The 13,261-nt window shown below is 73.0% G+C and carries 13 protein-coding genes; 3 read left to right on the plus strand and 10 right to left on the minus strand.

The window, feature by feature from the left end; translation table 11 throughout:
- Window positions 1-2 precede the first annotated feature (2 nt).
- The 4 genes from IA22_RS0105750 to IA22_RS37060 all read right to left on the minus strand — a co-directional run bounded on the left by IA22_RS0105750 (window position 3) and on the right by IA22_RS37060 (window position 4,163).
- The gene (locus tag IA22_RS0105750; protein WP_030122913.1) at window positions 3-1,787 is read right to left on the minus strand and encodes an L-aspartate oxidase; all 1,785 of its coding nucleotides are present in this window, start codon (window positions 1,785-1,787) and stop codon (window positions 3-5) included.
- The gene (panC, locus tag IA22_RS0105755; protein WP_014155525.1) at window positions 1,784-2,797 is read right to left on the minus strand and encodes a pantoate--beta-alanine ligase; all 1,014 of its coding nucleotides are present in this window, start codon (window positions 2,795-2,797) and stop codon (window positions 1,784-1,786) included. Before panC ends, IA22_RS0105750 begins: the two co-directional genes overlap by 4 nt.
- Window positions 2,794-3,759: a Rossmann-like and DUF2520 domain-containing protein gene (locus IA22_RS0105760; RefSeq protein WP_014155524.1), complete on the minus strand. Its 966-nt coding sequence runs from the start codon at window positions 3,757-3,759 to the stop codon at window positions 2,794-2,796. Before IA22_RS0105760 ends, panC begins: the two co-directional genes overlap by 4 nt.
- Window positions 3,760-4,004: 245 nt before the next feature.
- The gene (locus IA22_RS37060; RefSeq protein WP_014155523.1) at window positions 4,005-4,163 is read right to left on the minus strand and encodes a hypothetical protein; all 159 of its coding nucleotides are present in this window, start codon (window positions 4,161-4,163) and stop codon (window positions 4,005-4,007) included.
- Window positions 4,164-4,267: 104 nt separating this feature from the next.
- On the opposite strand from IA22_RS37060, the gene IA22_RS0105770 reads away from it, so the two are divergent.
- On the plus strand, window positions 4,268-5,380 hold the full coding sequence (locus IA22_RS0105770) for a DUF5937 family protein (protein WP_014155522.1): 1,113 nt from the start codon (window positions 4,268-4,270) through the stop codon (window positions 5,378-5,380).
- A gap of 31 nt (window positions 5,381-5,411) precedes the next feature.
- On the opposite strand, the gene IA22_RS0105775 is transcribed toward IA22_RS0105770, so the two are convergent.
- Window positions 5,412-6,086 (minus strand): response regulator transcription factor, encoded by a 675-nt coding sequence (locus tag IA22_RS0105775; protein ID WP_014155521.1) that lies wholly within the window; start codon window positions 6,084-6,086, stop codon window positions 5,412-5,414.
- Window positions 6,087-6,106: 20 nt separating this feature from the next.
- Window positions 6,107-7,315, minus strand: coding sequence for a sensor histidine kinase (locus IA22_RS0105780; protein ID WP_030122914.1), 1,209 nt, complete (start codon window positions 7,313-7,315; stop codon window positions 6,107-6,109).
- A gap of 96 nt (window positions 7,316-7,411) precedes the next feature.
- Between IA22_RS0105780 and IA22_RS0105785 the strand changes: the two genes are divergently transcribed.
- Both IA22_RS0105785 and IA22_RS0105790 read left to right on the plus strand, forming a co-directional pair.
- The gene (locus IA22_RS0105785) at window positions 7,412-8,413 is read left to right on the plus strand and encodes an SAM-dependent methyltransferase (protein WP_030122915.1); all 1,002 of its coding nucleotides are present in this window, start codon (window positions 7,412-7,414) and stop codon (window positions 8,411-8,413) included.
- On the plus strand, window positions 8,410-9,552 hold the full coding sequence (locus tag IA22_RS0105790) for an NADH-quinone oxidoreductase subunit D (RefSeq protein ID WP_014155518.1): 1,143 nt from the start codon (window positions 8,410-8,412) through the stop codon (window positions 9,550-9,552). Before IA22_RS0105785 ends, IA22_RS0105790 begins: the two co-directional genes overlap by 4 nt.
- A gap of 74 nt (window positions 9,553-9,626) precedes the next feature.
- Here the strand turns inward: IA22_RS0105790 and IA22_RS0105795 are convergent, their stop codons facing one another.
- The 4 genes from IA22_RS0105795 to IA22_RS0105810 form a co-directional block, all read right to left on the minus strand.
- Window positions 9,627-10,655, minus strand: coding sequence for a hypothetical protein (locus IA22_RS0105795; RefSeq protein WP_014155517.1), 1,029 nt, complete (start codon window positions 10,653-10,655; stop codon window positions 9,627-9,629).
- A gap of 104 nt (window positions 10,656-10,759) precedes the next feature.
- Window positions 10,760-11,740: an ABC transporter substrate-binding protein gene (locus IA22_RS0105800; protein WP_014155516.1), complete on the minus strand. Its 981-nt coding sequence runs from the start codon at window positions 11,738-11,740 to the stop codon at window positions 10,760-10,762.
- Window positions 11,741-11,794: 54 nt separating this feature from the next.
- Window positions 11,795-12,469, minus strand: coding sequence for an ABC transporter permease (locus IA22_RS0105805; RefSeq protein WP_030122917.1), 675 nt, complete (start codon window positions 12,467-12,469; stop codon window positions 11,795-11,797).
- A 3-nt stretch (window positions 12,470-12,472) separates the two neighbouring features.
- On the minus strand, window positions 12,473-13,192 hold the full coding sequence (locus tag IA22_RS0105810) for an ABC transporter permease (protein ID WP_030122918.1): 720 nt from the start codon (window positions 13,190-13,192) through the stop codon (window positions 12,473-12,475).
- Between the last annotated feature and the right edge of the window lie 69 nt (window positions 13,193-13,261).

Consider the following 13,261-nt stretch of genomic DNA (forward strand, 5'->3'; position numbering starts at 1 on the left):
GGTTACGGCTCCTCGGGGGCGTCGGCGGGGTGGTTGCGAAGGCTGTCGGACCCTGCGGTGGCGGTGGGCTCCGCAGGGACTCCGGGGCGTACGGGCGGGAACGCGGCACCGTCGGTCGTACGGACGACGGGCTGCCGGTCCGGGGCGATGCGAACGACGAGGTGGCGGCGCCAGGCCGCGTCGTCGCGGTCGGGCCGGTCCTCCCGCCAGTGGCAGCCTCGGGTCTCCTCGCGCTCCCGTGCGGCAGCGACCAGGACCCGCGAGACGAGGAGCAGATTCGTGGCCTCCCACGCCTCCACCCCGGGCACGGCGTCCTTGGGCCCGTGCTCCCCGGCTGCGGCCGCGGCGTGCTGGAGCGCCTCCAGTTCCCCGGCCGCGACGGCGAGACTCCCGGCGGACCGGATGACCCCGGCGCCCTTCGTCATGATCCGCTGGATCGCGGTCCGGGACTCCGCGGTCAGCAGCGCGACGGTGCCGGCACCCGTGGGATCCGCCACCGGGGTGTGCCGGGCGGAGGCCCCGGAACCCACCCGGGGCGCACCCGTGGCGCCGGTGATGTCGGCCGCGATGCGCTCGGCGAAGACCAGGCCCTCCAGGAGGGAGTTGGACGCCAGCCGGTTCGCGCCGTGCACACCCGTGCAGGCGACCTCACCGCAGGCGTACAGGCCGGGCACCGTCGTACGTCCCCGGAGGTCCGTGCGCACGCCGCCGGAGGCGTAGTGCGCGGCGGGGGCCACCGGGATCGGCTGCGTGACGGGGTCGATGCCGTGGGTGCGGCAGGCGGCGAGGATCGTCGGGAACCGCTGCTCCCACATCTCGGCGCCGAAGTGCCGGGCGTCGAGGTACATGTGCTCGGCGCCCTGGAGCTGCATCTGCCGGGTGATCGCCTTGGCGACGATGTCGCGGGGCGCCAGCTCGGCCAGTTCGTGCTGACCGAGCATGAAACGGGTGCCGGAGGCGTCCACGAGGTGGGCGCCCTCGCCCCGCACCGCTTCGGACACCAGCGGCTGCTGGCCCTCGGAGCCGGCGCCGAGGAACAGGACGGTCGGGTGGAACTGGACGAATTCGAGGTCGGACACCTCGGCGCCCGCCCGGAGCGCCAGGGCCACCCCGTCGCCCGTGGAGACCGGCGGGTTGGTGGTGGCGGAGAAGACCTGCCCCATGCCGCCGGTGGCGAGCACCACGGCCGGGGCGTGGACGGCGCCCACGCCGTCGTGCTGGCCCTCGCCCATGACGTGCAGGGTGACGCCCTCGGTACGGCCGTCGGCATCCGTGAGCAGGTCCAGGACCAGGGCGTTCTCGATGATGCGCAGGGCGGCCGAACGGACCGCCTCGACGAGCGCGCGGGAGATCTCGGCGCCCGTCGCGTCACCGCCGGCGTGCGCGATGCGACGGCGGTGGTGGCCGCCCTCACGGGTCAGCGCGATCGCTCCCGTGTCGGTGGTGTCGAAGTGCGCGCCGGTGTCGATCAGCCGGCGTACGGCGTCGGGGCCCTCGGTGACCAGGGCGCGGACCGCCGACGCGTCGCACAGCCCCGCACCGGCGACCAGGGTGTCGTCGAGGTGCTGCTCGGGGGTGTCCCCCTCGCCGATCGCGGCGGCGATGCCGCCCTGGGCCCACCGGGTGGAGCCGTCGTCGAGACGGGCCTTGGTGACGACGACGGTCGTGAGGCCGGCGGCGGCGCAGCGGAGCGCGGTGGTGAGACCGGCCACGCCGGAGCCGACCACGACGACGTCCGCGTCGATGGCCCAGCCGGGGGCGGGGGCGGTCAGCCGTATTCCGGTCACGTGTGCGCTCCGAGGGTCAGCGGGATGTTGTCGATCAGGCGGGTGGCTCCCACCCTCGCCGCGACGGCGAGGACCGCCTCGCCGCTGACACGGTCGTCGGGCACCTCGGTGAAGTCCGCCGGGTCGACGAGTGCCACGTAGTCCAGGGTGAGCGGCACGTCCTCCTCGGCCGCCTCGTCCAGGACGGCCCGGGCGGCGGCCAGCACCGCGGAGGGCGCGACGGTCGGCCGGGCCAGCGCCACGGCCTGGGTGTCGGCGGCCGCGCGCACCTCGCCGAGGCGGGTGAGGGCGTCGGCCCGCCCCTCGCGCTCCGGCACCGTCCGGGCGCGGGCGTGCAGCGTCTGCTGGGCGGCGAGCCGGTCGCGGGCGGCGAACAGGGCCCTGGGCAGGGCCAGCGCCGTGCTGCGCTCCTCGGCCGAGAGGAAGCGGTTCCGGCTGGAGAGCGCGAGGCCGTCCGGGTCGCGGACGGTCGGCACCGCGACGATGTCGATGCCGAAGTTCAGGTCACTCACCATGCGGCGGACCAGCGCGAGCTGCTGGGCGTCCTTCTGCCCGAAGAACGCCGCGTCCGGCCGGGTGAGGTGGAGGAGCTTGGCGACGACGGTGAGCATGCCGTCGAAGTGCCCGGGGCGTGCCGCGCCCTCCAGCCGCTCGCCCATGGGGCCGGCGGTGATCCTGACCTGGGGGTCGCCGCCGGGGTAGACCTCGTCGACGGAGGGGGCGAAGACCGCGTCCGCGCCCGCCTCCGTGGCGACGGCGAGGTCGGCGTCCAGGGTGCGGGGGTAGCGGTCGAGGTCGGCGGCCTCGCCGAACTGGAGCGGGTTGACGAAGACGGTGACCACGACCTGTCCTTCGGGCCCCGCCGCGGCCCGTGCCGCGCGGATCAGGGTGGCGTGGCCGGCGTGGAGCGCGCCCATCGTCATGACGACGGCGCGGCGTGCCCCGGCGGCCCGGCCGAGGGCTTCCAGCTCGGCGGCGGAGCGCAGCAGGGTGGCAGGTGCGGTGTTCATCGCTTCTCCCCCGGCCCGGGTGCGCCGGGACCGTTCGTTCCGTTCGCGGCGCCGCCGTCCGACAGCACGCCGAGCAGCGCCTCCGCGGACTCCGGCTTGAGCAGGCCGTGGTCCAGCGCCCGGTCGGCCGTGGCGCGCGCCATGGCGAGGTACCCGGCCACCGTCTGCGGTGCGTGCGCGCGCAGCTCCCGGATGTGCGCGGACACCGTGCCCGCGTCACCCCGGGCGACAGGGCCGGTCAGCGCCGCGTCGCCGGAGCGCAGGGCGTTGTCGAGCGCGGCTCCGAGGAGGGGGCCGAGCATCCGGTCGGGCGCGCCCACGCCGGCCTGACGGAGCAGGTCCATCGACTGCGCGACGAGGGTGACCAGGTGGTTCGAGCCGAGGGCGAGGGCAGCGTGGTAGAGCGGCCGGGACTCCTCGGCGATCCACTCGGGCTCGCCGCCCATCTCGATGACGAGCGCCTCGGCCGCGAGCCTCAGCTCCTCGGGTGCGGTGACGCCGAAGGAGCAGCCCGCCAGTCGCTGGACGTCGACGGAGCTGCCGGTGAAGGTCATCGCCGGATGCAGGGCGAGCGGGAGGGCGCCGGCCCGCAGCGCGGGGTCGAGCACCTGGGTCCCGTACCGCCCGGAGGTGTGGACGAGCAGCTGTCCGGGCCGCACGGCTCCGGTCTCGGCGAGGCCTTCGACCAGACCGGGAAGCGTGTCGTCGGGGACGGTCAGCAGCACGAGCTCGGCGCGCGCGAGGACCTCGGCGGGGGTCACCAGCGGGACGTCGGGGAGCAGTGCGGCGGCCCGGCGCACCGATGCGTCGGAGACACCGGACACCGCGACCGGGCGGTGCCCGGCGAGCTGCAGCGAGGCGGCGAGGGCGGGGCCGACCCGTCCCGCGCCGACGACTCCGACGGTGAGGCGGGCAGGGCGGTCCCTCGCGTCGAGGGCTTCTCTGGAAACTGATGCGTTCACGCGGCGACGGCCTTCCGTTCCAGTCCGCGGTGGGTACCGGACGATTTCTCTGCATGCTACGCCAGCGCGTCGCCTCACCCACGGCCGTCCACAGCCTGTGGATAACTTCCGCGCACCGCGGACCTCCCGGGCGGGCGGCGCCGGTGGCCGGGCGGGTGATCGTCGCACGGGAGCCACCGGCGGGCGGAAGCGGCTGCCGGAGGCGGACGGACCGCGGCCGCCCGGCCCCGGCCCCCGGCCCCGCTTCAGGCCAGGGGCGGGCGGTGCGCCGCCGCCCAGGCGCGGATACGGCCGCGGATCCCGCGCAGGACCTCCCGGTCGTGGGAGCCGGGCGGCGGGGGTGGCGCCTCACCGTGCCGGGCGGCCCGGTAGCTGTCGAGCATGTACTGCTGAACGATGTCCATGGATCCAGCCTGGCTCCGGCCCGGCGGGTCCGCCCGTGGATTGACGACCGCGGTCAAGTGACGCCCTGATCCGCCCGGGCACCCCGCACCATGGAGGGGTGAGCGTGCACATCGACATCGCGGGCCTGCCTCCCGAGCGCATAGTTTTCGAGACCTCCCCCCTCGCCGAGCTGGGGCTCGCGCTCCACGCCCTCTCCGAGCCGGGACACCACCCCGGCCTGCACGGCTGGACGACCGCGACCTCCGCTGCCCTGGAGCCGGACCTCGCGGACCGGCTGCACGAGGCCGAGTTCCTGTGGCGGAACACCTTCTCCGACATCTTCATGCCGTTCGCCGGTGTCCACGGCGGGGACGGCAGGACCGGCTCGACGCTCGCCGAGGACCTGGACGTCCTGGACAGGCTGGACGACGAACGGTTCGTCTCGGCCGCCCTGGAATTCACCTGTTCGAGTCTGTACGACACCGGCGCCCCCTCTCCGCTCACCGACGCGCGGACGCGGGCCCGGGCGGTCGAGATGGCGACCGCCAGGGGGCCGAGGCAACTGGACTTCACCCGGCAGCTGCTGGCCGACCCCGCCTCCGTACGCGTATGGGTCCGTCGTCTCCTGGAGGACTGCGACCAGGCCTTCTTCGCCGACACCTGGCGGCGCGTGCAGGTCCAGCTCGCCGCCGACGCACGGCACAAGACCGAGCTGCTGCGGCGCAAGGGCACCGGGGCGGCCCTGGAAGCCGTCTCCGCGGCCCTGTCCCTGGACGAGCAGACGGGCAGGATCAGCGTCGACAAGCTGTCCACGGGCCGGACCGACGCCACGGGCTCGGCCGCGGGCACCGGCCTCACCCTCGTCCCGACCAGCTTCGGCTGGCCTCATCTGATGGTGCTGCACGCCCCCGGCTGGCGTCCGGTGATCCACTACCCGGTCCACCGCCCCGAACTGCCCTCCCCGGCCTCCGTCGAGCTGCTCCAGCTCCGGCTGGAGGCGCTGGCCCACCCCCTGCGGATGCGGATCTGCCGCAACCTGGCCCGTTCCCCGTACACCACCGGTGAACTCGCCGACTCGCTCGGCATCACGCCCCCGGAGGTCTCCCGTCACCTGGGGGTGCTCAAGAAGGCCGGCCTGGCCACCACCCGGCGACGCGGCCGGTACGTCCTGCACTCGCTGGACCTCACCGTCGTGGCCCGGCTGGGCAGCGACTTCCTGGAGGGCGTGCTGCGGTGAGCCGCGGCGGCGTCCCCGCCCCGCCGACCGGTCAGCCGGTCCCGCCACCGGCCCTGACCAGGCCCGTCTCGTAGGCGAGCACCACCACCTGGACGCGGTCGCGCAGGCCGAGCTTGGTGAGGATGCGGCCCACGTGCGTCTTCACGGTCGCCTCGGACAGCACCAGGCGGGCCGCGATCTCGCCGTTCGACAGCCCCTGGGCGACCAGCATCATCACCTCGCGCTCGCGCCCGGTCAGCTTCTCCACGTGCTTGTCCTGCGGCTCCTTCCTCCCGCTCGGCAGCATCGGCGAGAACCGGTCGAGCAGCCTGCGGGTCGTGGACGGTGCCACGACGGCGTCCCCGCTGTGCACCGAGCGGATGGCGGAGAGCAGTTCGCCGGGCGGCACGTCCTTGAGCATGAATCCGCTGGCGCCCGCCTTGAGTCCGGAGAACGCGTACTCGTCCAGGTCGAACGTGGTCAGGATCAGCACCTTGGGCGGATCGGTACGCGCGCGGATGCGCCGGGTCGCCTCGACACCGTCCAGCCTCGGCATGCGGACGTCCATCAGCACCACGTCGACGGCGGTGGACCGCAGGATCTCGACCGCCTCGGCCCCGTCGCCCGCCTCGGCGACGACCTCCATGTCCGGCTGGGCGGCGAGCACCATCCGGAAGCCGGTGCGCAGCAGCACCTGGTCGTCGACGAGCATCACTCGGATCGCCATGGGGTCTCCAGTCCTGGCAGTCACTGTTCGGCCGGCTTGAGCGGAAGCAGGGCGCTGATCCGGAACCCGCCGCCCTGACGCGGACCCGCGTCGAGCGTGCCGCCGACCATGCCGACCCGCTCGCGCATCCCGATCATCCCCTGCCCCGCGCCGTCGGCCCCGCCGTCCTCGTAGAGCTCGTGCGGGGCGCCGCGGCCGTCGTCCTCGACGAGCAGGCCCAGCCCGTCGTCGAAGTAGACGAGCCGCACGCTCGCCCCGGCGTCCGGGCCGCCGTGCTTGCGGGTGTTGGTGAGCGCCTCCTGGACGATGCGGTACGCGGTCAGCTCCACCCCGCTCGGCAGCGGACGCGGGGTGCCCTCGATCTTGAAGTCCACCGTGAGACCGGTCTCCCTGACCTTGCCGACGAGTTCCTCGATCTGCTCGACGTCGGGCTGGGGGACGTACTCCCCGCTCTCCTCGGAATCACCGGTCCTGAGGACCCCGAGCAGCCGCCGCATCTCGGCCAGCGCCTGACGGCCCGTGCCGGAGATGGTCTCCAGGGCCTGTCGGGCCTGGTCGGGGGACGAGTCCATGACATACGCGGCGCCGTCCGCCTGGACCACCATCACCGAGACGTTGTGCGCGACGACGTCGTGCAGTTCGCGCGCGATACGGGCCCGTTCGGCGGCCACGGCGACCTTCGACTGCGCCTCGCGCTCCCGCTCCAGCCGGGCGGCCCGCTCCTCCAGCTGACTGAAGTAGGCCCGCCGGGTGCGTATGGAGTCACCGAGCACCCAGGCCAGGACGAAGGGCACGGTCATGATCACGACGTAGCCGAGCGTCTGCGCCCAACCGCCGTACGGTGCGTCGTCGGGCCAGCGCAGGCGTGAGATCCCCGCAGCGGCCAGGCTGCATCCGAGGGCGAGCCGGGACGCCCAGCGCTCCCCCACCGTGGCCACCGTGTACGTGATCACCAGCATGGCGAAGTCCGCCACACCCGGGCGCACTCCGAACACCAGCTGGGCGAGCCCCATCACGATCGCGAGCAGCAGCATCCGCTCCGGCACGCGGCGGCGCAGCGCGACCACGAAGGACAGCCCGACGGCGATCGGCACCGCGGCGACACGCTCCGGGCCGGCACCGATCTGGTCGGTCACGATGGACACGCCGGAGAACCCGAGGAGGAGGACAGCCCAGAGGATGTCGACGCCCGTCGGGTGTCTGCGGATGAAATCGTAGAAGCGCTGCACGTTACCCAGCGTAGGGACAGCTGATCGGTGCCCGGGTCAGCCGAAGGGCCGATCCGCGTCCTGGGACCGTACTCCCCAAGGTGGAGACTTGCCTACGTGACGTATGACTGGTGCCGCTGGCAGCAAGCCGCCGAGACCGCTTTGTACGGGGAAGAGGGGTTCTACCAGCGCCCCGAGGGCCCGGCGGGGCACTTCCGCACCTCGGTGCACGCCTCCCCCTTGTTCGCCACCGCCGTCGCCCGGCTGCTGGCAGGCACCGCGCGGGAGCTGGGCACGGACTCGGTCGACCTGGTCGACGTGGGAGCGGGGCGCGGCGAGCTGCTGACCGGGGTGCTGGCCGCGCTGCGGGACGAAGCCATCGCACCCGGCCTCACCGTACGGGCCCTCGCCGTGGAACTCGCCCCGCGCCCGCCCGGCCTGGACCCGGCCGTCGAGTGGCACGCCGAACTCCCGCGGGGCGTGCGGGGGCTGCTGTTCGCCAACGAATGGCTGGACAACGTGCCCACGGACGTCGCCGAGGCCGACGCGGACGGGGTGCCCCGCTACGTCCTGGTGCGCACGGCCGACGGTGCCGAGCGGCTCGGCGATCCGGTGACCGGCGCGGACGCCCGTTGGCTGAGCCGCTGGTGGCCGCTGGCCCGGCCCGGCGACCGGGCGGAGATCGGCCGGCCCCGCGACGAGGCCTGGGCGCGGGCGGTCGCGTCACTGGCCGCCGGCACCGCGGTGGCGGTGGACTACGCCCATGTACGGGCGTCCAGACCGCCGTTCGGCACGCTCACCGGATTCCGGGAGGGCCGGGAGGTGCCGCCGGTGCCCGACGGGAGCTGCGACCTGACCTCACACGTGGCCCTGGACGCCTGCGCGGCGGCCGCGGACGGCACCGCCGAGCTCCTGGACCAGCGGACGGCGCTGCGGGACCTGGGCATCAGCGGTGAACGCCCCCCGCTGGCACAGGCCTCGGCCGATCCCGTCGGCTATGTACGGGCACTCGCCTCGGCGGGACAGGCGGCCGAGCTGACGGCACGGGGCGGGCTGGGCGACTTCGGCTGGCTGCGGCACCGGGTCCCGGAACGTGAAGAGGGATACTGTCCCGCATGACGGAGACGACGATCGGCATCGGCGGCGCGGCGGAGAGCACCGACATGGTGCTGAACATCGGTCCGCAGCACCCCTCCACCCACGGTGTGCTCCGGCTGCGGCTCGTCCTGGACGGCGAGCGGATCCAGCAGGCCGAACCCGTCATCGGCTACATGCACCGGGGCGCCGAGAAGCTCTTCGAGGCCCGGGACTACCGGCAGATCATCATGCTGGCCAACCGCCACGACTGGCTGTCGGCGTTCTCCAACGAGCTCGGCGTCGTCATGGCCGTCGAGCGAATGCTCGGCATGGAGGTGCCCGAGCGCGCCGTGTGGACGAGGACGCTGCTCGCCGAGCTGAACCGGGTCCTCAACCATCTGATGTTCCTGGGCTCCTACCCCCTCGAACTCGGCGGGATCACCCCCATGTTCCACGCGTTCCGGGAGCGCGAGGAGCTCCAGGCCGCGATGGAGGAGGTCTCCGGCGGCCGCATGCACTACATGTTCAACCGGGTCGGCGGCCTCAAGGAGGACCTGCCCGCTGGCTGGCTCGGCCGGGCCAGGGACGCCGTGGCGTCGGTGCGTTCGCGCATGGACGTGTACGACCGGCTGGTGCTCGGCAACGAGATCTTCCGGGGCCGCACCCGCGGGGTGGGCGTCCTGTCCGCCGGGGCCGTGCACGCCTACGGGGTGTCCGGTCCGATCGCCAGGGCCTCCGGCGTCGACTTCGACCTGCGGCGCGACGAGCCGTACCTCGCGTACGGGGAGCTCCAGGACACCCTCAGGGTCGTCACCCGGACCGAGGGCGACTGCCTGGCCCGCTTCGAGTGCCTGCTGGAACAGACGCACAACGCCCTGGACCTCGCCGACGCCTGCCTGGACCGGATCGCCGACCTGCCCCCCGGACCCATCAACCAGCGGCTGCCCAAGGTGCTCAAGGCCCCGGAGGGCCACACCTACGCCTGGACCGAGAACCCGCTGGGCATCAACGGCTACTACCTGGTGTCCACGGGGGAGAAGACCCCGTACCGGCTGAAGCTGCGCTCCGCCTCGTTCAACAACATCCAGGCGCTCACGGAGCTGCTGCCGGGCACACTCGTCGCCGACATGGTGGCGATCCTGGGCTCGCTCTTCTTCGTCGTCGGGGACATCGACAAGTAGCCCGTCCCACCGGCCCGGAGCGCGTTCCGGCGGCAGCCGCCGGTACGCCGGGGGGGGCCGGTGGGGTGCGGCGGCTACGAGGAGATCGCGCTGCGCAGCTCGACGACCTCGAGCTGCTCGGTGTCGTCGTGCGCCGTCAGGTCGATGACCTTGCCGACGGCGCGGTTCTCGGCCGTGCCCGTACGGTGCGCCGCCAGCGCCTCCTCACCCACCACGTCCGCGAGGTCCTCGTTCTGCACGGACTCGATCGCGGCGTCCGACTTCTGCGTACCGAAGAAGTCGAAGCTCCCCTGCGGGACGAGGTGACGGCGCGCGGCGGCGTACGGGACGACGGCGGATGCCGCGGGTACGGCACGGGGCGGGCGCGCGGCCGCGGGCGACGGCTGCGGTGCGGGCGGGGCGGTCCGGGGGCGGCGGTGCTGGAGGTCACCCGCTCCGGCGACCGCCGCGTGCTTCCCCTTCGGGCCGTCGCCCTCCGGGTCCCGTTCCGCGGACCGCTCGACGAGGTCGCGCCGACGGGCCCGCTCGGCCGTGCGGCGCGCCTCCTGGAGTGCCGCGTTGCGGGGCAGGTCCCGCAGGGCCTGGGCGGCACGCAGGTACGCGTCCGGCGTCGGCGTGGACCGCGCGGGAAGGAGCTCACGCGGCGCGGTCGCCTCGATGGCCAGCTGCCGGCGGCCCTCCAGGGCGCTGGCCCGCTCCGTCTCGGCGTTGGCGTACCGGCGCAGGAGCCCGGCGTGCTCGCCGCGCAGACCGGCGAGCTCCACGCGCTTGCGGCGCAGCTTGGTCTCCAGCCGGGTGCGCAGTTCCCTTGATTCCTCGAGGTCCGCCTCGAGCTCGGCTATGCGCTCCTCGGTCTTCCACTCGTCGCTGGCCCGGGCACGGGTGAGCTCCGCGACCCGCAGCCCCGCGGCCCGGTCCCAGCCGCGCATCAGACAGGCGCCGGTGACCGCCGCGGCCGCTGTCACGGCCACCAGGGTGCGCAGGGCCAGCGGTTCCGCGAGGAACCAGGCTCCGGCGGCACAGACCACCGGCACTCCGGCCACCACGGCGGGAGGCAGGATTCTGTGGAGGGGCGGCGAATGGCGGTGGCGTCCTCGTGGCATGGCCCGAAATTTACCGTGCGTACGAGCCACTTGGGAGACCACCCGGCAATCTGTTCCCCGCCGGTTACCTGGCAGCCTCTCAAGTGCTCCTCGAAAACGCCTTTTTACTTCTTGATCAGCCCCTTCGACCGGAGATAGTCGCCTGCCGCGTCCGCGGGCTTGGCGCGCTCCGCGTCGACCTTGCGGTTCAGTTCCGCGAGGTCCTCGGTGCTGAGCACCTCGGTGAGCTTCCCGAGCGCCTCGGCGATCTCCGGCGCCCCCGCGTCCTTGGCATTGAGAACCGGAAGGACGTTGTCCGCGTTCTGCAGCTTCTTGTCGTCCTCCAGGAACACCAGCCCGTAGGAGTCGAGCACCGCGTCCGTGGTGGTCGTGAGGACCAACTGGTCCTTGCCGTCCTTGACGGCCTGCTTCGACTGCGGCGTACCGACACCCTTGGGATCGATTCCGGTGACGTCGATGCCGTACGTCTTCTTCAGTCCGGGCGCGCAGAAGGGGCGCACCTCGCACTCGTCGCCCGCGGCGATCTTCACCTTGATCTTCGACTCGCCGAGATCGGAAAGCGTCTTGAGGCTGTTCTTGTCGGCGAATTCCTTGGACACCGCGAAGGCGTTCTGGTCGACGGCCTCGCCCGCGGGAAGGACCTTCAGCCCGAGCGGGCCGGCGAGCTTCTCCAGAGCGGTGACGGTGGCCGCCACGTCCCCCGAGGCGACCGGCTTCTTCGCCGCCGCGTCCGCGCCGTTGACCTTGGCGTTGAGGAATTCCGCGAGGGTCGCCGCGTATTCCGGTACGACGTCGATCTCGCCCTTCTCGAGCGAGGGCTCGTACAGCTCACGGTTCTTCACCGTGGTGACCGAGGCGTCGTAACCGGCGTCACCCAGGACCTGGGCGTACAGCTCGGCGAGCACCTTGGACTCGGTGAAGCCGGCGGCGCCCACGACCAGCGAGCCCTTCTTGGAGCCTGCGCCGGCTCCCGCGTCGGAGCCGCCCTTCTCCTGCTCCAGGCTGTCGCCGCCGCAGGCGGCGAGGGAGCCCGCCAGCACGACCGCTCCGACGACCGCACCCGCTATGCGCGAGGTCCTGCTCATGTTGTTCTCCGTCCGGGAAAAAAATGGTGTGCACAGTCCGAGAAACCCGCGCGCTCATGCCGTCCGGCGGCGGCGCAGGGGCGACAGCAGGCGGTCCAGCGCCACGAGGACGCCCTCCACCACCAGGGCCAGGAGGGCGACCAGCACGGCGCCGGCGAAGACCTGCGCGGTGTCGTAGGTGTTGAAGCCGGCGGTGATGATCCTGCCCAGGCCGCCGAGACCCACCATCGCCGCGATCGAGGCGGTGGCGATGACCTGGACGGCCGCGGACCGGAGACCGGTCATGATCATCGGGTAGGCGAGGGGGAGCTCGACCCGTACGAAGAGCTGGGTGCCGGACATCCCCATGCCGCGCGCGGCCTCCCGCACCGACCGGTCCACCTCCGTCATCCCGACGTAGGCGTTGGTCAGCAGCGGGGGCACGGCGAACAGCACCAGGGCGATGACCGTGGGCAGATAGCCGGAGTTGCGCAGCGGCGTCATCATGAAGAGGGCCAGCACCGCGAACACGGGCACCGCCCGGCCCACGTTGGAGAGGTTGACGGCGAGCCCGCCCCCCTTGCCCACGTGCCCCAGGTACAGCGCGACGGGCAGGGCGATGAGGCAGGCCACCGCGAGGGCGATCCCGCTGACGTACAGATGCTCCGCCAGCCGGTGCGCCGCCCCGCCGTCCCCCGACCAGTTGGCGCCGGTGGTGAGCCAGGTCCAGGCCTCCGCTATGACTCCCATGGATCAGCCGGCCTCCGTCTTCGCGATGCCCGGCACCCCGGACGCCCCCGCGGACGTACGTATGCGGGTCCAGGGGGTGAGCAGCCGCTGGGCACCGAGCAGCAGCAGGTCCGCCGCGACCGCGAGCAGCACGCAGAGCACGGACGCGGTGAGCACCTGGGCCTTGAAGAAGCTCGGCAGCGCGTCCTCGATGAGATTGCCGAGTCCGCCCTTCCCGACGAGGGAGCCGACCGTGGTCAGCGCCACCGTCGAGACCGTCGCGATCCGCAGGCCGGCCATCAGCGCGGGCAGCGCCAGGGGGAGTTCGACCTCCCAGAGGAGCCGGACCGGGCCGTACCCCATGCCCGTCGCGGCCTCCCTGGCCTCCTGCGGAACCGCTTCGAGGCCCGCCAGGATGTTGCGTACGAGGATGGTCAGCGAGTAGAGCACCAGGCCGGTGACCACGAGCGCCGCGGACAGCCCGAACAGGGGCAGAAGCAGCGAGAACATCGCCAGGGACGGCACGGTGTAGAGCACGGTGGTCAGCCCCAGCACCGGGCCCGCGAAATGCCGGCCGCGGCGCGCGAGCAGCGCGAGCGGAAATGCCACCGCGAGCCCTATCAGCACGGAAGCCGCCGTGATCCAGATGTGCTGGACGGTCGCCTCGGTCAACTCATGGCTGCGGGAGCGCAGATACTCCCCGCAGATCCAGTCGTTCGCCACCAGGCAGTTCTGTCCGGCCATCCGTCCCCACCTCCTGTTCACCGTCGCGACGCCGTACCGGGTTCCGGTCCTGGGAGACCCTATCCCCGA

It is taken from the genome of Kitasatospora papulosa (genome assembly GCF_000717245.1).
Classification (GTDB): domain Bacteria; phylum Actinomycetota; class Actinomycetes; order Streptomycetales; family Streptomycetaceae; genus Streptomyces; species Streptomyces papulosus.